Origin of the sequence: Ferviditalea candida, from assembly GCF_035282765.1 — a bacterium.
In the GTDB taxonomy this organism is placed as follows: domain Bacteria; phylum Bacillota; class Bacilli; order Paenibacillales; family KCTC-25726; genus Ferviditalea; species Ferviditalea candida.
Map to the genome: position 1 here is coordinate 1 of NZ_JAYJLD010000016.1, position 25,498 is coordinate 25,498.

30 protein-coding genes and 2 pseudogenes are annotated in these 25,498 nt (G+C 47.3%); 28 read left to right on the top strand and 4 right to left on the bottom strand.

The features are described 5' to 3' along the window. Positions 1–135: 135 nt before the first annotated feature. The 5 genes and pseudogenes from VF724_RS11775 to VF724_RS11795 all read left to right on the top strand — a co-directional run. Positions 136–281: pseudogene (locus tag VF724_RS11775) on the top strand (transposase); the annotation flags it as partial. A 338-nt stretch (positions 282–619) separates the two neighbouring features. Then, a complete protein-coding gene (locus tag VF724_RS11780) occupies positions 620–1,150 on the top strand; it encodes a hypothetical protein (RefSeq protein ID WP_371754446.1) in 531 nt (176 codons plus the stop codon). 104 nt (positions 1,151–1,254) lie between these two features. Next, positions 1,255–1,545, top strand: coding sequence for an alpha/beta-type small acid-soluble spore protein (locus tag VF724_RS11785; RefSeq protein ID WP_371754447.1), 291 nt, complete (start codon positions 1,255–1,257; stop codon positions 1,543–1,545). 158 nt (positions 1,546–1,703) lie between these two features. Further along, the gene (locus VF724_RS11790) at positions 1,704–2,006 is read left to right on the top strand and encodes an AbrB/MazE/SpoVT family DNA-binding domain-containing protein (RefSeq protein ID WP_371754448.1); all 303 of its coding nucleotides are present in this window, start codon (positions 1,704–1,706) and stop codon (positions 2,004–2,006) included. Then, positions 1,984–2,241, top strand: a complete 258-nt coding sequence (locus VF724_RS11795) for a type II toxin-antitoxin system RelE/ParE family toxin (RefSeq protein ID WP_371754449.1) — start codon at positions 1,984–1,986, stop codon at positions 2,239–2,241. Before VF724_RS11790 ends, VF724_RS11795 begins: the two co-directional genes overlap by 23 nt. Before the next feature lie 162 nt (positions 2,242–2,403). On the opposite strand, the gene VF724_RS11800 is transcribed toward VF724_RS11795, so the two are convergent. The 3 genes from VF724_RS11800 to VF724_RS11810 form a co-directional block, all read right to left on the bottom strand. Next, positions 2,404–2,631 carry a type II toxin-antitoxin system Phd/YefM family antitoxin gene (locus VF724_RS11800; RefSeq protein ID WP_371754450.1) on the bottom strand — a complete coding sequence of 76 codons (228 nt, stop codon included), beginning with the start codon at positions 2,629–2,631 and terminating at the stop codon, positions 2,404–2,406. Positions 2,632–2,711: 80 nt separating this feature from the next. Beyond that, positions 2,712–3,089, bottom strand: a complete 378-nt coding sequence (locus VF724_RS11805; protein ID WP_371754451.1) for a type II toxin-antitoxin system PemK/MazF family toxin — start codon at positions 3,087–3,089, stop codon at positions 2,712–2,714. Further along, the gene (locus VF724_RS11810; protein ID WP_371754452.1) at positions 3,089–3,391 is read right to left on the bottom strand and encodes an AbrB/MazE/SpoVT family DNA-binding domain-containing protein; all 303 of its coding nucleotides are present in this window, start codon (positions 3,389–3,391) and stop codon (positions 3,089–3,091) included. Before VF724_RS11810 ends, VF724_RS11805 begins: the two co-directional genes overlap by 1 nt. Positions 3,392–3,778: 387 nt before the next feature. Here VF724_RS11810 and VF724_RS11815 point away from each other — a divergent pair, with 387 nt between their 5' ends. The 23 genes and pseudogenes from VF724_RS11815 (at position 3,779) to VF724_RS11925 (ending at position 23,588) form a co-directional block, all read left to right on the top strand. Continuing rightward, the gene (locus VF724_RS11815; RefSeq protein WP_371754453.1) at positions 3,779–3,928 is read left to right on the top strand and encodes a hypothetical protein; all 150 of its coding nucleotides are present in this window, start codon (positions 3,779–3,781) and stop codon (positions 3,926–3,928) included. Continuing rightward, positions 3,921–4,262, top strand: a complete 342-nt coding sequence (locus tag VF724_RS11820) for a type II toxin-antitoxin system RelE/ParE family toxin (RefSeq protein WP_371754454.1) — start codon at positions 3,921–3,923, stop codon at positions 4,260–4,262. Before VF724_RS11815 ends, VF724_RS11820 begins: the two co-directional genes overlap by 8 nt. Then, a pseudogene (locus tag VF724_RS11825) lies at positions 4,160–4,528 on the top strand (ISNCY family transposase); the annotation flags it as partial. The gene VF724_RS11820 and the pseudogene VF724_RS11825, both read left to right, overlap by 103 nt. A 252-nt stretch (positions 4,529–4,780) precedes the next feature. After that, positions 4,781–5,980: a methionine adenosyltransferase gene (gene metK / locus VF724_RS11830; RefSeq protein WP_371754455.1), complete on the top strand. Its 1,200-nt coding sequence runs from the start codon at positions 4,781–4,783 to the stop codon at positions 5,978–5,980. A gap of 419 nt (positions 5,981–6,399) precedes the next feature. Continuing rightward, the gene (locus VF724_RS11835) at positions 6,400–9,066 is read left to right on the top strand and encodes a stalk domain-containing protein (protein WP_371754456.1); all 2,667 of its coding nucleotides are present in this window, start codon (positions 6,400–6,402) and stop codon (positions 9,064–9,066) included. Between the two features lie 101 nt (positions 9,067–9,167). Continuing rightward, complete coding sequence (locus tag VF724_RS11840) at positions 9,168–10,343, top strand: sensor histidine kinase (protein WP_371754457.1); 1,176 nt, start codon at positions 9,168–9,170, stop codon at positions 10,341–10,343. Then, positions 10,336–11,055 (top strand): response regulator, encoded by a 720-nt coding sequence (locus VF724_RS11845; RefSeq protein ID WP_371754520.1) that lies wholly within the window; start codon positions 10,336–10,338, stop codon positions 11,053–11,055. Before VF724_RS11840 ends, VF724_RS11845 begins: the two co-directional genes overlap by 8 nt. A gap of 53 nt (positions 11,056–11,108) precedes the next feature. Further along, positions 11,109–11,522: a hypothetical protein gene (locus tag VF724_RS11850; protein WP_371754458.1), complete on the top strand. Its 414-nt coding sequence runs from the start codon at positions 11,109–11,111 to the stop codon at positions 11,520–11,522. 41 nt (positions 11,523–11,563) lie between these two features. Then, positions 11,564–13,756, top strand: a complete 2,193-nt coding sequence (locus VF724_RS11855; RefSeq protein WP_371754459.1) for an ATP-dependent helicase ComFA — start codon at positions 11,564–11,566, stop codon at positions 13,754–13,756. 471 nt (positions 13,757–14,227) lie between these two features. Further along, entirely contained in the window at positions 14,228–14,980 is a 753-nt protein-coding gene (locus VF724_RS11860; protein ID WP_371754460.1) for a ComFC family protein, read from the top strand. A gap of 115 nt (positions 14,981–15,095) precedes the next feature. Continuing rightward, complete coding sequence (locus VF724_RS11865; protein WP_371754461.1) at positions 15,096–15,494, top strand: TIGR03826 family flagellar region protein; 399 nt, start codon at positions 15,096–15,098, stop codon at positions 15,492–15,494. A 115-nt stretch (positions 15,495–15,609) separates the two neighbouring features. Further along, positions 15,610–15,876: a flagellar biosynthesis anti-sigma factor FlgM gene (flgM, locus tag VF724_RS11870; protein ID WP_371754462.1), complete on the top strand. Its 267-nt coding sequence runs from the start codon at positions 15,610–15,612 to the stop codon at positions 15,874–15,876. A 30-nt stretch (positions 15,877–15,906) separates the two neighbouring features. Then, entirely contained in the window at positions 15,907–16,410 is a 504-nt protein-coding gene (locus VF724_RS11875) for a flagellar protein FlgN (RefSeq protein WP_371754463.1), read from the top strand. A gap of 16 nt (positions 16,411–16,426) precedes the next feature. Continuing rightward, positions 16,427–18,040 carry a flagellar hook-associated protein FlgK gene (flgK, locus tag VF724_RS11880; RefSeq protein WP_371754464.1) on the top strand — a complete coding sequence of 538 codons (1,614 nt, stop codon included), beginning with the start codon at positions 16,427–16,429 and terminating at the stop codon, positions 18,038–18,040. 55 nt (positions 18,041–18,095) lie between these two features. Beyond that, positions 18,096–19,004 (top strand): flagellar hook-associated protein FlgL, encoded by a 909-nt coding sequence (flgL, locus tag VF724_RS11885; protein ID WP_371754465.1) that lies wholly within the window; start codon positions 18,096–18,098, stop codon positions 19,002–19,004. Positions 19,005–19,025: 21 nt separating this feature from the next. After that, entirely contained in the window at positions 19,026–19,592 is a 567-nt protein-coding gene (locus tag VF724_RS11890; RefSeq protein ID WP_371754466.1) for a DUF6470 family protein, read from the top strand. Positions 19,593–19,659: 67 nt separating this feature from the next. Next, positions 19,660–20,082, top strand: coding sequence for a flagellar assembly protein FliW (fliW, locus tag VF724_RS11895; protein WP_371754467.1), 423 nt, complete (start codon positions 19,660–19,662; stop codon positions 20,080–20,082). A 3-nt stretch (positions 20,083–20,085) separates the two neighbouring features. Continuing rightward, positions 20,086–20,319 carry a carbon storage regulator CsrA gene (csrA, locus tag VF724_RS11900; RefSeq protein ID WP_371754468.1) on the top strand — a complete coding sequence of 78 codons (234 nt, stop codon included), beginning with the start codon at positions 20,086–20,088 and terminating at the stop codon, positions 20,317–20,319. Between the two features lie 117 nt (positions 20,320–20,436). After that, positions 20,437–21,249, top strand: a complete 813-nt coding sequence (locus VF724_RS11905; protein WP_371754469.1) for a flagellin N-terminal helical domain-containing protein — start codon at positions 20,437–20,439, stop codon at positions 21,247–21,249. A gap of 69 nt (positions 21,250–21,318) precedes the next feature. After that, complete coding sequence (locus VF724_RS11910) at positions 21,319–22,380, top strand: glycosyltransferase (RefSeq protein ID WP_371754470.1); 1,062 nt, start codon at positions 21,319–21,321, stop codon at positions 22,378–22,380. Between the two features lie 65 nt (positions 22,381–22,445). Then, positions 22,446–22,829, top strand: coding sequence for a flagellar protein FlaG (locus tag VF724_RS11915; protein WP_371754471.1), 384 nt, complete (start codon positions 22,446–22,448; stop codon positions 22,827–22,829). Between the two features lie 4 nt (positions 22,830–22,833). Then, positions 22,834–23,223: a flagellar export chaperone FliS gene (fliS, locus tag VF724_RS11920; RefSeq protein ID WP_371754472.1), complete on the top strand. Its 390-nt coding sequence runs from the start codon at positions 22,834–22,836 to the stop codon at positions 23,221–23,223. Next, on the top strand, positions 23,220–23,588 hold the full coding sequence (locus VF724_RS11925) for a hypothetical protein (protein ID WP_371754473.1): 369 nt from the start codon (positions 23,220–23,222) through the stop codon (positions 23,586–23,588). Before fliS ends, VF724_RS11925 begins: the two co-directional genes overlap by 4 nt. Positions 23,589–23,635: 47 nt before the next feature. On the opposite strand, the gene fliD is transcribed toward VF724_RS11925, so the two are convergent. Next, positions 23,636–25,459, bottom strand: a complete 1,824-nt coding sequence (fliD, locus tag VF724_RS11930; RefSeq protein WP_371754474.1) for a flagellar filament capping protein FliD — start codon at positions 25,457–25,459, stop codon at positions 23,636–23,638. Between the last annotated feature and the right edge of the window lie 39 nt (positions 25,460–25,498).

Consider the following 25,498-nt stretch of genomic DNA (forward strand, 5'->3'; position numbering starts at 1 on the left):
ATTTTTCCGATTTTTTGCCCCCCTAGGGGGGCAACCTTATCCCTATTACTGGGGAATTTTTAACTGATTATTTTGGGGAATTCTATTTCGGTCTTGACATTTAGCGGAATCCGTTAATTCTAATTTAGCAGTTACACCAAATTGAACAACGGTTTGCCCGAAGGCATCAATAGCCTGTTCCAAGCAGCAAATCGTAAAGCACGGGGATACCGTTCAAAAAAAACATCATTGCCATAGTCTATTTGATTGCCGGCAAGCTGGATTTTGCCCTAAAACGCTAAAAAGAACTGGTAGCAGTCTGGAGCCACGCATCGCTCACAACCGCACCAATTCCCTTGTCCAGCCCTTAGTCTGCCTCTATTAAAGAAAACTTAAACTGGCAGCAGGAGGAGAATGCGGAGCGAAGCAACTGCATCTATTCCCTTGTCCGATTTTAAGATTTAACTGGAAATTCATAGAGCCCTTTTTATATTAAATCACTGTCATTGCCGAAGAGCCTTTTAGTTGTTGTCGTCAGAGGTCTATTTGACAGGCTTGTAAGAAACCAAGTTATCTCTACTAATTTTCGGAAAACAAAGTATAATGTGATATATATATCAACATAACAGGAGGGCTGAAATTGAAGGCGTCAATTAAAATAGGAACGGCTGCTCTTCTACTGAGCGCTGGTTTTTGGTTCGGATCGGTACTTACTTCCAATGCGGACGGGCTCATTTCTGATAATCAGCCGGGATCTGTCAATGATCCGATTGTGACCAAGAGCTATGTGGATGAACAGATCCAGCAAAAGGTCAAAGCCGAATTGGACAAGCAGACTTCAGGCTCCTATGCGGGGAATTCCAGTTCTCCCGCACTTACGGTGATTCCGTTGAAACCAGGACAAATTCTATATGCCGGGGCGGGGACTGAATTTATCGTCCGCACAGGCAAAGCGGTCGCTTTCAGTACGGATGGGAACGGAATACCGGACCTGACAGCGGGGAAAGATATAGCCAACGGATCGCCAATCGAACAGAATCATCTGCTGCTGTTCCCGCGTGACGGCGGCAGGGGAATCAAGCCGGATGCGAAGGAGAAGGGAACCGTATATGTAATGGTCAGAGGCAAATATATGTATGTTAATGCAGATGGTACACCTGTTAATCCGTAGGGATTCAAACATAATATAACCCGAATGACATGAAAATATACGAGTTAAGGAACATTTAACGGCCGATAATATGGTTGCACCCTGAAAATAAGGAGGTGAACCATATGGCGAAAGGTCAATCCGGCCGGAGGAAGATCGTTCCGGAGAGCGAAGCCGTCATCGACCAATGGAAATATGAAATAGCGGCAGAATTAGGCTTGCCGGTGGGGAAGAGTTGGGTCTCAGCCAATGGAGCCAGCGATGTGGAGTTCGCAACAGAGCTTGGAACGCTGCCTGCCTCGTCCATTAAAGAGGATTATTGGGGTCACATTGCCACCCGGGATGCCGGTGCAGTAGGCGGTAATATCACGAGACGACTTGTGCAAAAGGCGGAGGAAATTTTACAGGGACTGTAAATCATAAAGCAATCTTTATTTTTATATTTTCAAACAGCATCAAAACCCATCCAAACTAAATTCGGGTGGGTTTTTCATATGTAGATTACTTTTATTTGTATATATTAAATTAAAAAGTTATACTGTAATTACAGTTCAGCTGAAAGGAGGTTGTCGACATGGGCGAAATTATACAACAAGTTCAGAGAAGGATGCTGATCAGTTTAGCTCAAGTTGCCAAAGATTTTAATTTGCGGGAAGGTGATCATGTCCTGATTGAAGAACGAGACGGGGGCATTTTTATCAGACCTGTTGCTTGGCACAATAAGAATCAGGAATACTTTTGGACAAAAGAATGGCAGGAACGTATGAAGCAAAGTCTTGAAGATCTTGAAAAGGGGAAATACAAAAAGTATGAAAATGTAGGTGATCTTTTGAAGGAGCTGGGGGAGGAAGAGGATGCCGACAATTCTTCTGACTGACTCTTTTCGAAGCGACTTTGATACATTAACCGGAATCGAACAAAAACAAGCCCGTAAGGCAATAAGATTGTTGGCTAAGGATCCGAAGGATCCGTCTTTGCAGATTCATAAAGTCCGTGGAACTGTTTTTTGGGAAGCCTATGTGAATATGGATATTCGTCTCATTTTTGAGCATGGTAATGATACTCTTGTTCTTCATGCAATTGGGCATCCTGACAAACTAAGAAAATTATAGTGATCGAAAACATTTATAACCTTGGTCAAATCCATTTTAGCATAGACCCTTGTGAGGCTGGTAATATCACTCAAATCATTTAATGCCAAAGGCAAATATTTCAGCTTATGCATTATCTTCAACCTTATCAGCAGGCCCCGACCTTAACTCTGAAAGCATTTCTTAATGAGTGTACCGTTTATCATTGGACTTGGCTTCCAGGTCCGCTTCTTTCAGCTTAAAGTAAATTTCACTTTCAAACAGTTTTCTTTCGTATGCTTCAATGCTCATGACAACCATGTCACCATAACCATTCTTGGTCAAGAATACCGGCTCTGCTGTTTCATGAACGGTTCTCGAAATATCGGCAAAGTTGTTTCTCAAATCCGAAACATGTCTAATATGTGGCATATCGTCATCTCTTTATTAGCGTAACACAATTTTATCATGATTATGCTAACTCATCAATGAATCCGGTTTTTGCCGGAGAATTAAGCCAAAATGGAGCGAACGTTGGTGATGACTGCCATAAAAAAATGCGATGTAAGGTCTACTTGTCCGATGACCTCGGCATTCCTCGCACTCAAATCGAGCGATTTTGCTTGATCCGTTAGCACAACCCCAGTCAATTCGGTTTGTGAAGTGCTTGAGCAGGAAATGGTAATCCCATCAGGGACGGGAACCTCGAAAGGATAATTCCTTACAGTGTTTGTGACGGGAACGATTAGGGCAAACGGTGAATTTTCAGGATCGATAAGTCCATCCGATAGTACGATTGCGGGACGATAACCGGATTGTTCATGGCCGGATTGAGGATGCAACCTTATCCACACAATGCTCCCGCGTTGCACATCTCCAGTGATCGGCATTAAAAGATTTCATCCCCCATCGGCTTGGCAAAAACCTCTTCATGATTTCTCATGCCTGACTTACATTTCGCACGCAAAGCTAGAAAATGAGCACGCAGAGCTTCTTGATCGTCGGCAGCCGGAAACGTTGGACGGAGAACAATTTCCTTGTTTTCTGAAACAAATATATCCAATTCAATGCCTTCCTCGAAATTTACGAGCTTCGTTACTTCGACAGGTAGACGTATAGCTAAACTGTTACCCCACTTCCGAACAGTTGCGGTAGTCATATAAATCAATCCCTTCTTTTGTTCCTTGTTCAAGTATAACACACCCTTTTTTATGTGTATATACGCAGTATATACATAAGTGTTGGAATTGATACAAATTCAAAAGGTCCGAGGAATAGTTTGCTGGGAAGCCAATGTGAATATGGATATCCGTCTCATCTTTGAGCATGGAAATTATACTCTTGTTCTTTATGCAATTGGGCACACCATGAAATATTAAGAAAATTATAGTGAATCGAGAGCTGCTTGGGGGGGAAGATGGGGAAAATGGTGTTGCACTAATTTTATAACAGCAGCGAAAGGAGCAGTTATCGATGCCAAATATCAAACCAATCTCCGATTTGAGAAATTACAATGAAGTCCTGCGATATATTGCCATAGGCGAGCCAGTGTTTTTAACTAAAAATGGCAGAGGGAAATTTGGTCATTGTCGATATTAACGAATATGATAAATTAAAGGCTTCACTGAAGCTGATGTCACAGCTTGCCGAGGGAGAGCAGGCAGGGAAAGAAAAAGGATGGATGACGATCGAGGAAGTGGAAGCGGAACTGGGAATTGATAATGGTTAAGCTGAAAATTTCGACTAAAGCCAAAGAGGATTTGGCAGAAATTAAAGGCTGCATTTCTCAGGAACTTTCTAATCCGCAGGCGGCGGTAAATCTGGTTTCGAAAATCACGAAAAAGATACGCAGGCTGTCGGAGTATCCGGGAATTGGCGCACCGTTATCTTCCGTCATCGATATTCAGACAGACTACCACTTTCTGGTTTGTGCAAATTACCTCATATTTTATAGATGCGAATGGTTCCGGCGGTTGCGGCCCACACCAAACGGTTTGGTAAAGCACCAAAAGCCGTTGCAACCGATCGCGGTTTCGGAAGCAAGAAAAACGAAGATACTGTGACCGAAATGGGCGTCGGTCGCGTCAGTCTGCCGCGAAAAGGCAGGAAAGGCCAAAAGCGAACCGAGCATGAAAACCAGGAATGGTTCCAAGACTTGCAGCGTTACCGTGCCGCAGGCAAGGCGAAGATTAGCCTCCTGAAGAGAAAGTACGGTTTATCCCGCGGCAGGTACAGGGGCCTTGCCGGCTCCAAAAGCTGGATCGGCTTCGGAATTCTGACCCATAACCTCCAAAGAGCGGCCAAAATGCTCAAAGCGGAAGCAAAATAAGGAATAATCAGGAAAATGTGAAGCTCCGGAAAAATGACGGGAAATAGATTCCTCTCAAAACCGACTTTATCAGGGCAACTAATTAAATCCTTCCGAACGATTTTCATATATAGTTTGACAGAATCCAACAAATAAAGTATTATTACTAGTTGAAGGATGCGTATAACAGCCTTTTCCATATCGGGAAAGGTTCCTTTTTTGTTTATTGGCCATAAGATTTATACATAATAAACTCATATAGGAGGTTGTTTCATGGCGCTTCAAAAAGGCAGAAAATTGTTTACTTCGGAATCCGTTACAGAAGGACACCCCGATAAAATATGCGATCAGATTTCCGATGCGGTGTTGGATGCATTTTTGGATGCGGACCCTCATGCCCGGGTGGCCTGCGAGGTATCGGTGGCGACAGGGCTTGTGCTGGTAATCGGTGAAATTACAAGCAAGGCGGATTATGTCGATATTCCCGCACTTGTGCGCAAAACGATCAAAGACATCGGATATACACGCGCAAAATACGGATTTGACGGAAGCACCTGCGCAGTGCTGACATCATTAAACGAGCAGTCGCCCGACATTGCGATGGGAGTCAATACCGCTTTGGAATCCAGGGAACAAGGAGTCGATCCGGAGGAAAACATCGGGGCCGGCGACCAGGGCTTAATGTTTGGGTTTGCGGTTAATGAAACGCCTGAGCTCATGCCGCTACCCATTGCTTTGTCGCATCGGCTGGCACGCAGATTGGCCGAAGTCCGCAAGGACGGAACGCTGGGCTATCTTCGTCCGGACGGCAAAACCCAAGTCACTGTAGAATACGAAGATAACAAGCCGGTGCGTGTCGATACGATTGTGGTTTCCACGCAGCACTCTGAAGATATTCCGCTTGAGCAGATCAAAAAAGACATCATCGAGCATGTCGTCAGACCGGTTGTTCCGGAGGAATGGCTGGACGGGCAAACCAAATATTTTATTAACCCGACCGGACGGTTTGTCATCGGTGGTCCGCAGGGAGACGCCGGACTGACAGGACGCAAAATCATTGTCGACACCTATGGCGGATATGCGCGCCACGGCGGCGGCGCTTTTTCGGGTAAGGATCCGACGAAGGTGGACCGTTCCGCTGCGTATGCCGCACGCTATGTCGCCAAAAACATCGTTGCCGCCGGACTCGCGGACAAGTGCGAAATTCAGTTGGCATATGCCATCGGAGTAGCGCAGCCGGTATCGATCAGCGTCGATACTTATGGTACCGGCAAAGTTAGCGATGAGAAGCTGGAGGAAGTTATCCGCAACAACTTTGACCTTCGTCCGACAGGGATCATCAGGATGCTGGATTTGAGACGTCCGATCTACAAGCAAACGGCCGCCTACGGGCATTTTGGAAGAACCGATGTCGATCTTCCTTGGGAGCGTACGGATAAGGCCGAGCAACTTAAAGCGGAAGCTTTGTCATAATAGGTGGCTTTTCCGGATTACCAGTGGCAAAGAATGCCCCGTTTCCTTTCGAATTTGAAAGGATGCGGGGTTTTTGTGTTTTTCAATGGAAGCGCAGAGGTGATGATGTAAGGAAATCTGGTGGCCGATTGTCGGGCATTTCCTCGGCTCCATCCGGAATATGAAGTGAATGACTGGCGGGGAAGATCCTACTTTCTCGATTTGATATGGATGAAATATCATATACAAAAAGTTCAATTCCAACTTAACTCTAACATCAAATAGTCTTTCGGGTCTGCAAGCTTATCTAGTCGCACCCTCTACTATTTTTCTAGGATATGTCCCGTAACTTTTTCCAGACATTCGGAGTCTATAATAATAGTAAATTAAACAATAATCAGAGAGTCGAATCCGGTGACTATGGGAGAGGGAGAATACAAATGCTGAATTTCAAACAAATGATCGGCCTGACCTTGGCGGTAACATTGGCGACAACATACCCAATTGTGCTGCCCCATGCCATAGCGGCTCAGGATGAAACACAGGCGCAAGCCGCGCAACCCCAGAGGCAAACAGCGGAAATGACGGCGTTGAGCGAGCAGCCCATTACATCCGGAGCTGTGCTCAAGCAAGTACTATGGAAAGGGGTCAGGAACGGCCAGGAGGTCACCGTTAACGGGAATATCATCGTTGTCGATTTGAAGAATCCGAATGTGAAGCTGGATGTCATGACCGGGGTAAACAACCAGTTTACAAAGAAACAAACGGTTGAAGGCATGGCGAAGGAAACAGGGGCTGTTGCCGGTACGAACGGCGACTTTTATGTGGTGCAAGCGGAGGGAGCTCCGATTGGTCCGGAGATCAATGACGGAACAATGATGTCGTCGCCGTCGATGATTCAGGGCATGTACGCATTCGGGATTACCAAGGATCGTCAGCCGGTCATCGACAGCTACAGCTTCTCCGGGACTGTGAAGGCCGACAATGGCCGGGACTTTCCACTGACTGGAATCAACAAAACGTATTATTGGCTGGAGAACGGCCAGCACAGTCATGTGGATTCCCTGTACATCTATACGCATGCGTGGGGACAAATCGACCGTGCCAATGACGGAGCCACAACACCGACAGAAGTATTGGTGAAGAACGGAGTCATTCAACAAATTGCGTATAAAAGTGTCATCCAGTCACTTCCTCCCGAAAACGGTTATATTCTGAGAGCCGCCGGAAAAGGGGCGGATTTTGTCAAAAATAATTTGAAGGTCGGAGAGAAATTACAGATAAATTATCATTTGGTGTCGATGGTCACAAAAAAAGATATCGATCCGAATCAATTTGTTATGATGATCGGAGGTCACACCATACTGGTGGATCAGGGGAAGGCGGCCGCCTTCTCCCGCAGCGTGTCCAGTTTGGCGGGATATCGATCGAGAACGGGGATAGGTTATTCCAAAGACGGCAGATACGCATACATCATGACCGTGGATAACAGTGGAGACAGCAAGGGCATGAGCTTGAAGGAATTTCAGGATTTCATGGTCATGGCCGGCGTTTGGAAGGGGATCAATCTCGACGGAGGCGGATCGACCCAAATGGTTGCGCGTCCGCTAGGGGATTTTAACGTCAAGCTGGCCGATCAAACGGAATACGCAACAGCCAGAAAGGTTGTAAACGGGCTTGGCGTATATTCTACGGCCCCCAAAGGGCAGGTTAAGGGCCTGATTGTTCAGGGTGAATCTATGCTGTTCATAAACGAATCAACCGCATACAACTTGAAAGCGTATGACCAATATTTCAACCCTGTCCGTACCGATCAGGGGGATGTGCGGTGGTCGCTTTCAAAGCCGATCGGCAGCATGAACGGAAATCTATTTACGGCTGCGAAAGCAGGCAGCGCGGTACTGACTGCGGCGATGGGCCAAGCGAAGGAACAGCGTGAGCTTCTAGTCGTCGGCAAGGATCAGATTGCGCGCCTGGGCTTCGATGTGCCAAACAGCCTTCTGGCGGCAGGCGGCGAATATCCGCTGAAGGTTACGGCGGAAACGGTTGACGGCAGAAAGCGTACGGTACCTTCCCAGCTGGTGGATTGGGAATTGATCGGGTTTCAAGGGACGGTGAAGAACGGGAGCCTGACGGTATCTCAGGTAAACAAAGACACCGCAACAGGGCAAATTCTCGCTACCTACGACGGATTCAGCGCAATTATGAGCCTGCCGCAGGGAATCGATAAAACTTGGGCAGATTTTGACGCAATCAGCTATCCCGTCACTTTCGAGCAATATCCCGGCGAAGTGCAGGGGACTGCCCGGTTGGTAACCGGACTGCCAGGCGCCAAAAATGACAATGACCAGGCCTTATATATCGAATACGATTTCAGGAAAGGCTCCGGAACCAAAGCAGCCTACGCATCGTTTGGAGATAACGGTGTGCCGGTGGAAGGCCGGCCGATTATGCTGAAGGCTTCCATTTTGGGAGATAACAGCCTGAACTGGATCCGCGCCGAAGTGACCGACCGCAACGGTCAAGTGAAGCGGATTGATTTGACCCAGCATTTGGATTGGTATGGATGGAAAGAAGTCAGTGTGGATTTATCATCCTATCATTTGGATTATCCGATTGCCGTCAAGAGATTGTACGTTGTCAGCCCCGAGCAGGGACAGGATGAGAGAGAGGCGATCGGCGCCATTGCCATAGATAATGTCCGTTTCCAATATCTCAATGAAGTCTCCCCAAAACCGAACGTGAAAGTGCAGATGGCCGTAGGTAGGAATCGTATTTCGGTGGACGGAAAGGAACAGTCGTTGGATCAGGCTCCAGTTGTTGTCAAGGGAACAACGATGATTCCGATCCGGTTTTTCGTCAATGCGATGGGTGGGGATGTACGCTGGGATGCGAAGGAAAAAAAAGCGACCGTGCTGATGAACAACAGACTGGTGCAATTGTGGATCAATCAGGCAGAAGTGAACGTGGATGGACAACGGATCAAAACGGAAGTTTCCCCGCTGATCATGAACCTGCGCACCATGCTGCCGCTCCGGCTGATCTCGGAAAGTCTCGGATGGAAGGTCAATTGGGATCCATCGACAAAATCCATAACTTTGGAGTAAAAAGGATGCTTAAGTCCCTTTATACAAAAGGGAATTATGGTACTATGTTACTAAGCGGTTTTTCAAAAGACCGAATTACGGGGATGGGGAGAAGGCCTGGGATGGATATTCGTGCGGACGCCATTGACCGGATCATTAAAAATGCGATACAGGTCATGGAGGACAGCAAATATCAGATTTTTGAAATCTCTCAACATGCGCGCAGCGAACGAGACCTGCTGGAGAAAGAATTGCAGGGCTTAATGGAAGAGATCACCCGTACAATTGAAAAAGTGGATGATTTGGAGCGCAAATATAAGCTCGCGAGAATCCGGCTGACTGAAGTGAGCAAAGATTTTTTCCGTTTTCGTGAGGAGGATATTAAATCGGCCTATGAGATGGCAACAAGCTTTCAGCTTGATGTGAGCATCCACAGGGAAAAAGAAAACCATTTGAAAGCCAGGCGGGATGAACTGCACAGGCGCATCAAAAATTCCGAGAAAACCATCGAACGGGCCGAAACCCTCGGTTCGCAAATGAATGTCGTGCTGGAATACTTGTCGGGGGATTTGAACCAGGTCACGCGGATCCTCGAATCAGCCAAAAACCGGCAGATGCTCGGCTTGAAGATCATTCTGGCCCAAGAGGAAGAACGGAAGCGGATAGCCCGGGAGATCCACGACGGAGTCGCCCAATCGCTGGCTAATGTTGTACTGAGAGCCGAGATCGCCGAAAGAATGATCGACAAGCGGGAATTCGATGTGGTGAAGGAAGAAATTAATGACTTGAAAGGCCAGGTTCGTTCAGGGCTTGAGGAAATCCGAAAAATCATGTTCAATTTGCGGCCGATGGCGCTGGATGATTTGGGATTGATTCCGACCCTTCGAAAATATACCCAGGATTTTGAAGAAAAGACCAAGATTCGAACCCGTTTCGACATGATCGGGACTGAAAAAAGGCTTCCCTCGGCCATGGAAGTGGCCATCTATCGTCTGGTGCAGGAGGCGTTCTCCAATGCGGCGAAACACTCGAAGGCCACGTTTTTGTCGTTGGAGTTCGCCTTCCAGAAGCATATGGTGAAAGTCTCTGTCAAGGATAATGGAGTTGGGTTTCTTGTTCATGAGAATCGGATGAAAACCGACGGAACCGGCTACGGGCTGATCGGGATGAAAGAGAGAGTCGATCTTCTTGAAGGGAGGCTGGAAGTTCACTCCGAATTGAATGAGGGAACCCTCATCACCTTGTTGATTCCCATAAGCATGGACAATGGAAAGGAGAAGATTAATGTCGATGATTGAAAGACGCAGAGAGAAAGTCAAATTGGTGATTGCGGATGATCATCAATTGTTTCGTGAAGGATTGAAACGAATTCTGAATATGGAGCCCGACCTGGAAGTCATCGGAGAGTGCGGCGATGGCGTGAAGGTGATCGAGCTTTGCAATGAGCTGAATCCTGAAGTGGTCCTGATGGATATCAACATGCCGGTCGAGAACGGTGTAGTCGCAACCGAACGGATGAGAGAGATTTTTCCGGCCATTAAGGTGATTATACTTTCCATTCACGATGATGAAAGCTATGTTTTTGAAACTCTTCGCAAGGGAGCTCAAGGCTATCTGCTGAAGGATATGGAGGCGGAATCGCTGATTAATGCCATCCGTTCCGTCGTTGCGGGGTATGCTTTCATCCATCCCAAAGTCACCGGGAAGCTGATCCATCAGCTGCGAAGAATGACGTATCTCGACGATTCCGGCATCATCGGCAAAGAAAAGCTGGTTCAAGAAGCGGGAGTGAAATATGTGCCCAATTCCGACAGCCCGTTGACCCGAAGGGAAGCGGAAGTGCTGCGCCTGATGGCGGAAGGTAAAAGCAACAAAGGGATCGGCGAATATTTGTTCATCAGTGAAAAAACGGTCAAAAACCACGTCAGCAGCATTCTGCAGAAAATGGAAGTGGACGATCGGACCCAAGCGGTCATCAATTCCATCAAAAACGGGTGGGTTACGCTGTAAGGAACCTTGACCCGTCCATCGGCATATATTGCTTCCAAAGGGAGGTGGCCGGGATGGAGCAAGGCGTGATGGAGCAAAGCGTGTTTTGGATTTTTGGTGTTTTCGCCGTCGGAATGCTGTGGGTGCATGTATCCCATTACCATTTTAAGCGCGGGAATCGGCAGGGAAAGCACTATGTATTGATCACTCGCGACAATCAATTGACGGTTGAATGGGTGATCCGGTCGCTTTTTTTATACTATGGGTTGAAAGGCGAACCGTTCCGGATTACTGTACTTGACGAGCAATCCCAAGATGATACAAGGTCGATCATTGCTAGATTAACCGACCCGCAATATGTCCGTGTTCATGGAATGGCATCCGTTCAGGAATTGCGGCGTTTTGCGAATGAACTGAAGGAAGAGGGGGCGATTATCGTCAACTTGAATCATCCGCAGGATTTAAGCAAAATGCCGTCATGGGTATAGGAAATGGCAAGCGTTTTCAAATGAATGGGGAAAGGCGAAGGATGAGAGCGACAATATACGGAATAGAAAGTAAAGATGGTCGAATGCGGCGGTGGTACGTTTCATTGGACATTCGAGTCGACCTTGAGTATTGGCTGAATGATCCTCGAACGCGCAGGATGCTGTTGTGGGATCCCCCCGTCTCCTTGGGAAAAGCGGTTATTCTAAGGAGGATACTGGAACAGGAACGTTTGGGGGAGCTTTGGAAGAAGAGGAACGGTGCGGAACGCATCACAAGCCGCCTCAGCCAAACCTTGAAGGCACTCAGCGCTCCAAGATTGAAAGGCTCCCGTTATGGCAAACAACCGCTTGCCGATCAACCGTTGGCTGATCACACGTTGATCGATCAACCGGCCCCACGCATAACCGCGAAGCTTATCGATACGCAAGTGTGGAGGCCGTTCGGCGCGAATGCGCTGCTGGAAGAGCTGGGCAGGGAGCAACCGGAATGGAGGCGGGTCTCGCAGAAGTCGCAGGTCGAAATCGCTCCCGAGAAGGCGCTGGAAATCGCCGGACAATTGGAAGGCAGGGCTCTCCTTAGGGAAGAAATCATCAGTTTCATGGAACATTCGGGCTTCAAGCAAGCAGCTGGCCAATGGAAAACCATTGTGCAGGCTGCTTATTTATTTGGCGGGATTCGGATTGGCGCCGGGGTGGAATGGGTCAGGAATCGGGGCTGGCGGCGGCTTTTACAAGCGGGACGCTACCGGTGCGGCCGCTGCGGGAGCGGAGAGGATCGACTGCGCTGGACAGCCTGCACTGCTTGCGGGGAATTGTGCCCGTATTGCGAGAATTGTCTTACGATGGGCAGGAGCCGGCTTTGCGCGCCGTTGATTATGGGGAGCCGTCCTGCGGCGGAAAGTGAAGAAGGCTGCTTAACGGGAAGCGGAGGCATGGATTCAGCGGAATGCGGGACGGCTGAATTGGAACTGGTCCTGGATGGGCAACAGGGGGTCATGCCGGAGCATCCGTCAGGATCGAACCAAGCCCAAAACGGCGAAACTCAGCGCTGGAATTTAAGTCCGGCGCAGAAGGATGCGTCCGATGCGGCCGTGCGCTTTGTGGAAGCCGATTCGGGGCGGCTTGTGAGTCGTCGGATGCAGGAGGGCTTCGGGAAGGATCGGGTCGAACGGCCGGAAGACTCCGGACAGCCGGAAGACCGCGCACAGGCGGAAGGTCCCGAACGCTTTCTGCTGTGGGCGGTAACCGGGGCAGGCAAAACGGAGATGATCTTCCCGGTGATTGCCCGAAGCTTGCAACTGCAGCGCAAAGTGCTTGTTGCCACACCGCGTAAGGATGTGGTGCTCGAGCTGCTGCCGAGACTGCAGACTGCCTTTGCATCCTGCCGGATAACGGCGCTATACGGGGGAAGCGGACAGCGCTGGGATCAGGGGGATATTGTGATCGCCACGACCCACCAGCTTATACGTTTCCGGGATTATTTTGACGTGGTCATCCTGGATGAGATCGATGCGTTTCCGTATCATAACAATCCGACATTGGAATATACGGCGTTGAAATCCTGCAAGTCGTCCGGCAAATTTATTCTGCTGTCCGCGACACCGCCCAGAGCCTTGACGCAGCAAGCGGCGAAGGGAAAGCTTCCGTACGCGGTAGTTCCTGTCCGGCATCACGGTCGGCCGCTTCCCGTACCGGTTTGGAAGCCGATGCGGGCAATCCGCTATCTCCTGAATCGGCAGGTCGCCGCAATCGGCAGCGGGGAGCTGTGGAGACCGCTGGTTGAGGTCGTCGAGCACGGCCTGCGGCGTGAAGCGCAGATTTTCCTGTTTGTGCCGAAAATCCGGTTGATTCAGGGGCTTGCAGCGGTTATGCGTGAACAGTTCCCGGACATTTCGGTGGACGGGACAAGCTCAGAGGATCCGGACAGGCGGCGGAAGGTGACGGAATTTCGCGAAGGGCGCATCAAGGTGCTGGTCACGACAACGATACTGGAACGAGGGGTGACCATTCCGAAAGCGGATGTCATCATCGTTGATGCCGATGATCCTCAATTCGATGCGGCTGCACTGATCCAAATGGCGGGAAGGGCGGGAAGATCGGCTTCGGATCCGAACGGCTTCGTTTATTTTCTTTCGCGGGAAAAAAACCGCTCACAGCTGCTGGCAATCCGGGAAATCAAGAAGATGAACAGGCTGGCGGCCCAAAAAGGTTTTTTAAAACAAGGGCTCGTTTAAATAATCATAATGTTGATTTTAGATCATAAATAAAACCACCTTCCCGGACTGGATATGACCATAATTGAGCATTGTCGCAAACTGGTAGGGAAGTGGGAAATTCCGGGCCGTTGCGAGAGGCAAATTCGAAAAGAGTTATTTATTATGGATATAAGGAATCAGTATGAAATGTCACACCTATTCTTCCATTTGAACTCTAACTCCTAATATTCTGTATGATAAATCATATAGAAATGCCTTTAGTAGGATATATAGAACCCTTGCTGTATGAAATATCATACACAACGTTGCCGTTTGACTTCCCCAGAACGATACTTGCCGCTGTTGTCTAAAGCATCAGCACCTTTTTCGGTTAGGTTCATGGGAAAATCATCTCCGAACGACAATGTTGCCCTGTAGAACAATTGTCGCGAATATCAAATATCAACATTGTAATTTAACATAACCTAAAAGAATGGAGTGAATTATGCTATGAGAATCGGCCGGTTTTTGCAAAAAATTTATCGGTTTTTGGAAAGCCTGCCGGCCGTCCCATCCCGAGCTTGTGTTTGCTGCGGGAAAACGGCGTCCGGCCATACGGAATCCGGTGCCCTGTGTGAGACGTGCAGCTCGCAAATTCCCTGGATTCGAGCCGTGTCGTGTCCCGTCTGCGGCAGGGCTGAGGAATGCCCGGATTGCGTTCGAAGAGAACAATCCCATTTGGTCCTGCACCGCAGCGCTGTTCGGTATAACGCGGCAATGAAAGGGTGGCTGGCCAGATATAAATACCGCGGCGATGAAAGATTGGCTCCGCTGTTTGCGGAGATGGCGGCGCATGCTTTTCGGATGCTGCTTCAGGAGGCGGGTGAACATGAGTTGAGATCCGCTTGTTTTACCTTTATTCCGCTCAGCAGGGAGAGATTTGAGGAGCGCGGCTTCAACCAGTCCGAGCAGCTTGCCCGGAGACTGGGAGGCATATTCGGTCTGCCTGTCGTTCCCATGCTGGAAAGGGGCCGCCACACGCAAAAACAGAGCTTTAAAACGCGCCGCGAGCGTTTGCTGGACTTGAAGGGGGCCTTTAACTTCAACTTGCCCGAAAGCTTCGAAAGGAAGCATTTTCCCAACGGGCCGATTATTTTGGTGGATGATGTGTATACGACAGGGAGCACGCTTAACGAGTGTGCAGCCGTTATCCGCTCCCAATTGGATGTGGAGGTGTACGGTTTGACCTGGGCAAGAGCTTAAAATGAAAAATGTCGAGAAAGGTCGTGTACAACTTTTGAAAGATCAGTTAAAATAATAGAAAGACAGAATTTCCGGAAAATACCACGCCCATATTGATCAAAGGGAGGGACAACCCATGAGCCTGAATATCGCCAACTGTCCCCGCTGCGGACGGATTTTTGCACCGGGGCTGAAGGACGTTTGTTCGGCCTGCGCTAAGGAAGTTGAGCAGCAATACGAGCGGTGCGTGCAATATTTGCGGGACAACAGGGGAGCGACCATTACCGAAGTAAGTGAGAATACGGAAGTTCCGATCAAACAAATCACGAAATTCATTAGGGAGGGACGGATTTCCCTGGTAAACGCTCCGAATATGTCCTATCCGTGTGATGTGTGCGGAATTTTGATTCGTGAAGGGAATATGTGCGAGACCTGCCGCAAGCGTCTCACTCAAGATGTCAATACGCTGAAGGAACAGGAGCAGCGCCGCAGGGAGGAAATACGGAAAAGCATGACTTATAGATCAAGGGACTGACCATTTGTAAAATTTTCTTAGAGTCCATCTATAAAATTTGCCCCGGATAAAGCCGATAAACCTATTAAATGGTTATCGGTTTTTATTATGGAAAGACTCGAAGAGGTGATTGATCGTGAAGATAAACGATCTCCAGCGTATCGGCGGCATGAATCCTTATCGAAAGGACACCGGCACGAAAGCGTCGGACAACGCAGGTAAACGGGGAAAGCAGAAAGACGAGGTCCACATTTCGCAGGAAGCCAAGATGCTGCACGAGGTTCAGGAAGCCGACCTGCGGAGCAGCCGGATTCAGAATTTGAAGCAATCCGTGGCGGCTGGCACTTATCATGTGGAGGCTCAGAAAATAGCCGAGAAATTGCTCCCGTATTTGAACAGCTAAATTCAGATTGATGAGAAAGAGTGATGGGGTATGGCGATCCAAGAAGTCATTCGGCAGTTGGAGCAGTTGAATGAGCTTCATACCGAGCTGCTGGAATTGGGAAGACACAAGAAACGGGTATTGATTGACAACCAGGTAGACGAATTGGCCAAAATCATGTCCAAGGAGTCCAGGCTTCTCAAGCAGGTGTCGGAGACCGAGCGGCAATGGATCAAGTCCATGGCGGACTTTTTGCTGGAGAAAGGCTATAAGTCCAATCTGTCCCTCACGACAACGGAAATTGCCCGTCTGATCTTCAATGCGGAGGATAAGAAGGCGCTGCTTCAGTCGCAGCAGCAGCTCTTGGAGACGATCGAACGGTTGAAAGAGGTCAATGCCTTAAACCAGCAGTTGATTGAAAATTCTTTGGCTTTTATTGATTATTCCATCGATTTGCTCACGGATAATACAGCAGGTGATATGCTCTATCAGAATCCGGTGAAGCCGCGTGCAGGCAATATGAAGCGAAACGTTTTTTTTGAAACGAGAGCATGAACAAGGGGGGGCGGAAATGAGCTCGACATTTCATGGAATAGAAACGGCTAAACGAAGCTTGTTCACTCAACAAGCGGCTTTAAATACGACCGGACATAATATTGCGAATGCGAATACCGCCGGTTTTTCGCGCCAAGTGGTCAATATGACCGCTTCCAAGCCGATGGAGGCTTACGGGATGAATCGCTCCGTTACCCCGGGGCAGTTGGGCACAGGGGTCGAATTTACATCCATTACGCGGGTCAGGGAATCGTTTTTGGATGATCAGTTTCGTAATGAGAATAAATCATTGGGTAATTGGTCGATCCAAGCGGATACACTGGACAAGTTGCAAACGATCATGAACGAGCCTTCCGATTCGGGCTTGAGAACGGTTCTTGATAATTTTTGGAAATCATGGTCGGATTTAAGCAAAGACCCCGAGAACGTAACGGGAAGAAAAATCGTTCGTGAAAACGCAATAGCCTTGACTGATGCTTTTAATCAAACCAGCAAGCAATTAAGCGATCTTAAAAACGATCTGACCAACAATATCCAGGTAAAAGTCAATGAAATCAACTCCACGATAACGACAATTGCAGGTTTGAACGCAGAGATTCAAAGGATCGAAGGACTGGGCGACGATGCGAACGATCTCAGGGATCAACGTGATTTGTTGACCGATAATCTTTCAAAGATCGCGAATATACAGGTCACGAATACTCCTCAAGGTTACAACATCTCCATCGGCGGCATTAATTTGGTCACCGGGGGCACTTTTACAGCCACCTCGGAGGCCGCACTGGAATCCGGTTTTGCCTCAGGCGATTTGAACAGCGGCGAAGTATACGGCATGATCGTCTCGAGGGACAAGTATGTAGCCGATTACCAGAATCAGCTTGATACGCTGGCCAACACGATCGCCAACGGCGAAGTAACGATCACGATTCCAGCCGGTTCGGTTATTCCGGAAGGCGCAACTTTGAATGTAGTGACGGGTACCGGCAGCAATCAAACCGTAACATCCACAACATTCAGCGGCACGAGCCGCACCTTGTCTGCAGATTTGACCGTACAGGTGAATGGATTGAACGGCCTGCATCAATTAGGGTATCTCTTCGGGTCACCGCCCGCAACTGGCGGAGACTTTTTCACCGCCAAACCGGGTTCTTCGGGAATTACCGCGACCAGCATTCAATTGAATCCGGATATTGCCGCCGATGCGAGCAAGATTGCAACTTCGTTGAGAACGGATGGCACGGGCGTAAACGAAACTACGGTAAAAGGGAACAATACGCTGGCCATGCTGATGGCTCAGTTGAAAGATACTTCCTTCACCTTTACCGCGCAGGGCAGTTCCGCATCATCGGGAAGCGGAGTGACCAGCGGCACGATTGACGAATACTTCCGTGCCATTATTGGGCAATTGGGTGTTCAGGGGCAAGAGGCATCTCGTCAACTCAACAACCAGAAAGCGTTGGTCGATCAAGTGGATGGGCGGCGCCAATCGGTCAGCGGCGTTTCGCTCGATGAGGAAATGTCCAACATGATCAAATTCCAGCACGCTTACGGCGCTGCAGCGCGCTTTATGACGTCTTACGATCAAATTCTAGACAAGCTGATCAACGGAACCGGCATGGTCGGCCGTTAATGACGTATAGCTGCCAACGCTCGGAAGCGAATTTTCAAGATAGGAGGTCATTCCAGTGACATTGCGCGTTACCCAGAGCATGATGCATAGCCAGCTGCTGAGAAATGTCAATAACAATTTGAGCCGCATGGAACGCAACCAGAATGTTTTGTCTACCGGCAGGAAGATTTTAAAGCCATCGGACGACCCCGTTGGAATCACATACGCTTTGCATTATCGAAGCGAACTTTCCATCAACGAGCAGTACCAAAAGAATATTGATACGGCAAAGGCTTATGTGGATCATACAGATACCATACTTGGCCAAGTTAACGATCTGATCCAGAGGGCGAATGAACTGACGACTCAGGGAGTGAACGGCACAAATCCGCAATCCGCACTGGATGCCATCGCTCAGGAATTAGGACAAATTTATGAGCAAGCGGTAACCTTGGGAAATGATCGACTGAACGGCAAGTATATTTTTAACGGTCAAAAGACGGATATACAACCCTATACGACAGCCGGAGCCCCGACCGAATCATCGGATGATCAAAAAATTGTCTATCAATTTTCCGCAGGAGTAACGGTGCCTATTAATGTTACGGGGAATGAAGTGTTTGGCATCGGGTCGGGCCCCAATCAGGAACCGGACAATCTTTTTTCCGTACTGAAGGATTTGCAAAATGATTTTTTAAACGGAGACCAAACTGCGGCAAGAACCGATATGGATCGCTTAACCAGCCGGTTCAACAAGTTTCTCGACGTTAGAGCGGAGGTGGGAGCGCGGGCCAACCGCATTGATTTATTGGATAGCCGGTTGCAAGATTTGAATCAAAACTTGACGGCCCTGGATTCGAAAGTAGAGGACGCGGATATTGCGGAAACGATCACGAATCTGCAGGCGGATCAGAATGTCTATCAAGCTTCCTTGTCAGTCGGTGCGAAGATTATTCAACCCAGCTTGCTCGACTATCTGAGATAGATCTGACAGGGAGGGAACCGATTGAACGATCTTAGGCTTTCCATCCGGCAAACTTATGCGCAAATCGGTATCCGCACCCATCGGGCCAGTCAGGATATCCATTCCAATAAAGGGGATTTATCCATTCAGCAACCTCAGGCGAAGATGGATATCCAACAGCCTGGCGGTGAACTGACGATAGATTCGTCTGCAGCTTGGACGGCTTTAGGCATAGGACCTAATCTGGAATGGACGAATTTTATCTATAGTCAAAGTAAAAGCATTGCCCTGCAGGCCATTGCCCGAATCGTTGAGGAAGGGAACCGTATGGCGCAAATTACAAACCCGCGAAATGCGTTTGCGGACTTGGCCAAGGATGTTTACTTTAGGGAGAACCCGGTTGAATATGTCGGGGAAGCTTCTTATTTCAATGTAAAAGTGCACTATCAACCCAGGGCCCCCATCATCAATATCGAACCGCAAAAACCGCAGATTCAGTACACGCCTAATAAACCGGAAGTTCAATACAATCCCGGATCGATTGAAATGTATCTGCAGCAAAAAAATTCGATCAACATTCAAGTCAGTCAATACGACTTGTACAAATAATCTTGCACAAATAATATCGAATGCTATAGCGCAGGCTATAGCATTATCCGTTTAGGGGAGGATTAGAATGCTTCAGTTTCTGCACGAAAAAACCATCCGTTTTAACGGAAGCATCCTTGGATTCGAACAATTGGACGGGTTCTCCGTTTCCGTCGTCGAGGAGAACAGCCCATACGCTTATTTGCAAAGTTTGGAGGAAGAAAATATCGGTTTTCTGGTTGTGACGCCATTTGTTTTTTATCCCGACTACGAATTTGAGCTTGAGGAAAAAGACAAGTCGCTGCTGGAGCTGAAATCGCAGGAAGAAGGGGCTGTCCTAGCTATCGTTACGATGAGTGAAGATTTTATCCAGTCAACGGTAAATTTGTTGGCCCCGCTTATGATCAACATCACGAACGGGCTGGCGCGTCAAGTGGTGCTGCCGCCTAAGTTCAATTACGGGACGAAAGAACTGTTATTTAAACAAGCTATGGCGGAGAAAGGGGAGTAGCCGGTGCTGATTTTGTCAAGGAAACAGGGGCAATCCATCGTGATTAACAACAATATTGAGATTGTTATTTCCGCCATAGACGGAGAGCAGGTAAAAGTCGGCATCAATGCGCCCAAGGAAGTCAATGTCCTGCGCAAGGAAGTGTTTGACGCGATTCAACAAAGCAACAGGGAATCGATTGGGACTAAAATTGATTTAAGTGTTTTGAAAAAATTGCCGAATCCTAAAAAATCATAACGATTTTTTTGATGATGCTCTAAATTTTATGCGACTTTTGTCCGATATAAGAATTACGAGGCCAAAAGCCGACTCCACATGGAAGTGGAAATCCAAAATTCAGGGAGGAAATAATCAATGATTATCAACCACAATCTTAACGCGATGAATGCGCATCGCAATCTGGTGTTCAACAACATCCAGCAAGGCAAGTCCAGCGAGAAACTGTCTTCCGGCTACCGCATCAATCGTGCGGCTGACGACGCGGCAGGTCTTTCGATCTCCGAGAAAATGCGCGCGCAAATCAGATCCTTGAGCCAAGCGCAGCGCAATACGCAAGACGGCGTATCTCTTGTGCAAACGGCTGAAGGCGCAATGAACGAAGTATCCGACATGCTGACACGCATGAAGGAACTGGCAACCCAGGCTTCCAACGGTACTTACAACACGACTGATTTGACAGCAATTGACAACGAGTACACAAAACTTAAAAATTCGATCACAACCGATATCGCAACAAACACGAAATTTAACGGCATCACCTTATTGAATGGCAGTGCTGGAACCATTACAATTCAAACCGGCGACAACAGTGCGGACGTAGTTGCAATCAATTTGACACTAGCAGATATTTCAACGCTTAGCTTCACCAATGCTTTGACAACTCAAAGTTCTGCCCAGTCAGCATTGGCTGAAGTTGATACCGCAATTGAAACTGTGAATGCAGGCCGTTCCGAGCTGGGTGCTGTGCAAAACCAATTGGAACACAGATATAACAACACTGCCGCTACAACCGAGAACCTGCAAGCGGCTGAATCGCGCATCCGCGATACTGATATGGCTGCTGAAATGATGACGTACACGAAGTTCAACATCCTGCAACAAGCGGCAACGGCAATGTTGGCCCAAGCGAATCAAAGTCCGCAAGGCGTTCTGCAATTGCTTCGTTAATCTGAATTCTGAATTGAAAAAGAGCCCATTGGCCTTCAATGGGTTCTTTTTTTTACAATGGAGGGCGCCATGCTGGTTAGTGTGTGCATGATTGTACGCAATGAAGAAGTCAATCTTGGACGTGCGTTGGAAAGTATCCCTGCTGCGTACGAGAAAATTATCGTTGATACCGGCTCTACAGACGATACTGTGGAAATCGCATTGCAATACGGGGCTAAGGTCGAACATTTTCGTTGGATTCAAGACTTTGCCGCCGCTAGAAACTACTCCATTTCATTAGCAAACGGAACCTATATTCTGATTTTAGATGCCGATGAAATATTGGCGTCAGATACGGAACAACAAGTTGAACATTTTATCGCATTGCACCCCGATCAAGCCGGAACGGTGAACATCGAGAATGAAGTCGGCATTGAAATTCATAAGCATCGCATGGTTCGCTTTTTTCCCAACCATCAAGCTTACGCTTTTCATGGAATTGTTCATGAATCCCTGTATTATCGGGGGACTCCGGCGGATTTTAAAAGCACGAATATAACGGTTCATCACTTTGGATATCAAGAAGAATTGTATGTAAAAGGGGAAAAGGCCAAGCGATACTTTGAACTCTACCGTCAACATTTGAATCGGCATCCTGATGACGGTTACATGCTCTATCAATTGGGCAAGCTTCATTATTCTTTAGGTGAACTTCAAAATGCTGTCGAAGCATTCGGCCGCTGCTTGGAAGTGAATGAACAGAACAACCTGTACTATCCGGCAATGCTTGTGAACTTCGGATATGTTCTGAAGGAAATGGGAGAATACCAATTGGCAGAGGAACTGTTAGCCTCGATGATGGACCGATATCCTACCTATCCGGACCTGCCTTTTTTAATGGGTTTGTTGGCTATGGATACCGGCAAGATACAGAGTATAGCACATTACTTTCAACGCGCGCTGCAAATCGGTGAAACGCCGAAATATTCGTCAGTTGCAGGCGTGGGAAGTTTTAAGGCCGCATACAACTTGGGCGTGTATTATGAAGTGACCGGAAACCGGTCGAAAGCAATCGAATATTATCAAAAATCGGCCTCTTATAAATATCCGCCTGCACTAGAAAGATTAACAAAAGTTAAAGATTTGATCTAAAAAAAATGCCTTTTTCTCACGATATATATTGTATAGGGCAATTTTTTGGAGGTGGGTCCGGTATAATGAGTATCAGTGCCGTAAGTGTCAATCAGGGGGGTTTTAAGTATTCAATTGGAGTTGGATCGGAAATATCTGTCGATGCGATTGCAAAAACCGCTGAGACCGTTCCTGTCCGGTCATCAAGGGATATTTTGCATAAACAGAAATTTGAATTGTCCATCCCGGAAGAAGCGATAGTCAAAGCGATTGAGCGTGCCAACAAAGCGATCGACGGCCAACCTAGGCATGCTGAATTCAGCATTCACAAACCTCATGGGGAAATAGTCGTCAAGATAGTAAATTCCGAAACCAAAGAAGTTATCCATGAATACCCGCCAGAAAAATTATTGGATTTGCTTGATAAATTGCAAGAGATAAGCGGCAAGATTGTTGACGAAAAGAGGTGACGGGATGAATAATCAGGTGCAGAATCTGTACGCAAAGACGCAAGTGAATACAGCTCATCCAGGTGAACTCACCCTAATGCTTTATAATGGGTGTATTAAATTTATGAAGCAAGCAATAAAGGATACCGAAAACAAAGATTTCGAATCTAAAAATTATCATATTCAACGTTCGGTGGATATCATTGACGAGCTTCAGATTACACTCAATATGGATTACGAAATTTCACAAAATCTATTCAGACTTTATACATTTGTTAAAGAGCAATTAATGGAAGCGAATATCAAATTGAACAAGGGCAGCCTTGAATCAGCCATTCATTTCATGAGCGAACTAAGAGATGCATGGGCTCAAGCGCTTAAAGAAGTCAAATCAAATGCCAAGGTATCGGTATGAATGACAACAACGCTTTGCTCAGTCAATATGAATTGTTGATTGAGGTTACGCACCAGATATTAAATCTCGATTTTGAACAGGAATCTTTTATAGAGTGTATAGACAGCCTCCAGATGAAGCAAAAACAATTGCGCGAGCAGATTGACGAGATGTGGAAGCATGCTCCATCAACCGTACGTGAATCGGTAAGACCGAGTATTTTGGAATGTATTGAGTTGGAACAAAAAGCAATAGAAAAATTGAAACAATACCAATCCTTTATCGACAAAGCGATTCAGGAAATGAAAGGCCTGGAAACGGCTAGAAATAATTATTTGAAAGTTTATTCGCAAACCGGAGGATACTTCCTCGATCAGCATCAATAAATAACCCCTGTACCTTAAGGTCAGGGGTTATTTATTGATGCTTCAACTTAACCGCTCATTTGGGATTGCAACCAAGAAATTTGATTATTGGCATTGGAGATCGCCGTATCCATCTTGGAGAACATTTGATAATAATAATCTTCTTTGGCGGTTAATTTGTCTTGCAGAAGGGATATTTGTGAATTGAGATTGCGCACTTGCAAACCCAGTGTGTACGATGCACTGTCATAAGCAAGGTTAGAACTTCCGGCCACTTTCATGATGCTGCTGATTGAATCGTTGGATGATTCATACATTTGCTGGAGAATACCTTTTTCATTTTGGTTTCCACTGGAAGGTTGATTGGTGAAGAGTTGAATGACACCTTCCGGATTTTGCGAAATAGCAGTCTTTAAAGCGTCATTGTCAATGACAAGCTTTCCGGCATCTGTTGAATTGCCGAGAACGTAGGACTGTGTAGTAATTCCGATTTTGTAAAGCGAATTGCTGTCAGTCGGCAGAGTGCCAACGGTGGAATAAGCAATTTGTCGAAGATTATCTCGCATCTGTCTTAAATAAGTATCATTGGCGAGCAGGCCGCTCTTGGCTTTGGCTTCCCAATTTGTAATGTCCGTTTCGGACATTGCTTTTTTTTGATCATCCGTCAGCGGCTGATAATCGCGATAAGTCGGTTCGCTGATTTTCGAATTTAATACACCGAGCAAATCGTTGTATTTGTTTACAAAATCCACGATTTGATTATAAATTGAATCCGTATCTTGAGTTACGTTAATATTGACGCCGGCAGCATCCGTTGTATTATGTAAAGTATAAGTTACTCCATTCGAAGTAAATTGATTTGTCGCGTAAGAAGCCGCGGTTCCGTCAATCGTTACGTTCGCATTATGCCCTTGGGTAACGGCGCTATTGTCCAGATTGAAGGTTGTCAGGAAATTTCCGTCCCCTGCTCCCAAATTAATTTGTGCCGTATCGCCGGTGCTTTTGCTTGTAAAGGTAATTTTGTCGGTGATCGAGTCATAACTCATATTTACGCCAGCGGCAGAACTGTTCACTTTGGAAATGATCGAATTTAATGAATCGACAGCTGGATCGTAACTAATCCGCTGACCGTTGATTGTAAAATAAGTTCCTGTAACAGCTGCGGACAGTTTGCTTGATTGGCTGGATAATGTCGCGGCGGAATTTAACTTGAAAGATTGACCGTCCGTGAAGCCCATATCGGCAATGAATGAATTTCCTGCAACTGCCGTAATCGTCAATTGAGGCAAGTAATTCGGGTCGCCCTGAGGCTGAAAGCTCAGCAAGCCGGAGCTTGTATCGACTTTAATTTGATTGGCCCCGAAGGCTTGGTCCACGGCGGATTGTACGGCCGCCCCGAAAGAGACATTATCCGCATAGTTTCCATCAGCAACGGTGATGGTTTTCGTAACGCCGTTCAGCGTTAAATTGAACTTGTTATTATTGCTGGTAGCCAGTATATTCGCTCCGGAAGCAACGGATGCGGTTCCTTCCAGTGAAGCGGTGGCAGTAACAACATTGGTGCTTGAAGTATAGGCGCCGGTCGCAAGATTGGATACAACAATGTTATGGGTGCCGGTAGAGGCGGTTCCAACTGAAGTAACCTCTACTTTGGAAGTGTCCGAAGAAGTCGAGGTCGTCTTTGCCCAGTTGCTCTGAAATCTCAGGGAGAAAAGGGAATCACGAAAAGCGGAAAGCTTGAGGTTGATATCCCGGTAAGCTTGTTCCTTCCAGGTCAGTTTCTGCTGTTTTTGAGTCAATTTGTTTAATGGCGCCCGTTCCGCCTGCATGAGTTTGCTAACCATACTGTCGATATCCAGACCTGAGCCGATTCCGGAAATTCTCATTACCATGGCAGGATCCCTCCTGAAAACTTGATTCTATATAAATAT

Bases quoted from the DNA above. Each gene is read 5' to 3' on its own strand.
- VF724_RS11915 (WP_371754471.1), top strand. From the start codon at position 22,446: ATGAGTATCAGTGCCGTAAGTGTCAATCAGGGGGGTTTTAAGTATTCA.
- VF724_RS11790 (WP_371754448.1), top strand. From the start codon at position 1,704: ATGGGCGAAATTATACAACAAGTTCAGAGAAGGATGCTGATCAGTTTA.
- VF724_RS11845 (WP_371754520.1), top strand. From the start codon at position 10,336: ATGATTGAAAGACGCAGAGAGAAAGTCAAATTGGTGATTGCGGATGAT.
- VF724_RS11925 (WP_371754473.1), top strand. From the start codon at position 23,220: ATGAATGACAACAACGCTTTGCTCAGTCAATATGAATTGTTGATTGAG.
- fliW (WP_371754467.1), top strand. From the start codon at position 19,660: ATGCTTCAGTTTCTGCACGAAAAAACCATCCGTTTTAACGGAAGCATC.
- VF724_RS11800 (WP_371754450.1), bottom strand. From the start codon at position 2,631: ATGCCACATATTAGACATGTTTCGGATTTGAGAAACAACTTTGCCGAT.
- fliD (WP_371754474.1), bottom strand. From the start codon at position 25,459: ATGGTAATGAGAATTTCCGGAATCGGCTCAGGTCTGGATATCGACAGT.
- VF724_RS11820 (WP_371754454.1), top strand. From the start codon at position 3,921: ATGGTTAAGCTGAAAATTTCGACTAAAGCCAAAGAGGATTTGGCAGAA.
- VF724_RS11850 (WP_371754458.1), top strand. From the start codon at position 11,109: ATGGAGCAAGGCGTGATGGAGCAAAGCGTGTTTTGGATTTTTGGTGTT.
- VF724_RS11865 (WP_371754461.1), top strand. From the start codon at position 15,096: ATGAGCCTGAATATCGCCAACTGTCCCCGCTGCGGACGGATTTTTGCA.
- flgK (WP_371754464.1), top strand. From the start codon at position 16,427: ATGAGCTCGACATTTCATGGAATAGAAACGGCTAAACGAAGCTTGTTC.
- fliS (WP_371754472.1), top strand. From the start codon at position 22,834: ATGAATAATCAGGTGCAGAATCTGTACGCAAAGACGCAAGTGAATACA.
- VF724_RS11805 (WP_371754451.1), bottom strand. From the start codon at position 3,089: ATGCCGATCACTGGAGATGTGCAACGCGGGAGCATTGTGTGGATAAGG.
- VF724_RS11835 (WP_371754456.1), top strand. From the start codon at position 6,400: ATGCTGAATTTCAAACAAATGATCGGCCTGACCTTGGCGGTAACATTG.
- VF724_RS11910 (WP_371754470.1), top strand. From the start codon at position 21,319: ATGCTGGTTAGTGTGTGCATGATTGTACGCAATGAAGAAGTCAATCTT.
- VF724_RS11855 (WP_371754459.1), top strand. From the start codon at position 11,564: ATGAGAGCGACAATATACGGAATAGAAAGTAAAGATGGTCGAATGCGG.
- VF724_RS11860 (WP_371754460.1), top strand. From the start codon at position 14,228: ATGAGAATCGGCCGGTTTTTGCAAAAAATTTATCGGTTTTTGGAAAGC.
- VF724_RS11785 (WP_371754447.1), top strand. From the start codon at position 1,255: ATGGCGAAAGGTCAATCCGGCCGGAGGAAGATCGTTCCGGAGAGCGAA.
- VF724_RS11875 (WP_371754463.1), top strand. From the start codon at position 15,907: ATGGCGATCCAAGAAGTCATTCGGCAGTTGGAGCAGTTGAATGAGCTT.
- VF724_RS11840 (WP_371754457.1), top strand. From the start codon at position 9,168: ATGGATATTCGTGCGGACGCCATTGACCGGATCATTAAAAATGCGATA.
- VF724_RS11795 (WP_371754449.1), top strand. From the start codon at position 1,984: ATGCCGACAATTCTTCTGACTGACTCTTTTCGAAGCGACTTTGATACA.
- metK (WP_371754455.1), top strand. From the start codon at position 4,781: ATGGCGCTTCAAAAAGGCAGAAAATTGTTTACTTCGGAATCCGTTACA.
- VF724_RS11905 (WP_371754469.1), top strand. From the start codon at position 20,437: ATGATTATCAACCACAATCTTAACGCGATGAATGCGCATCGCAATCTG.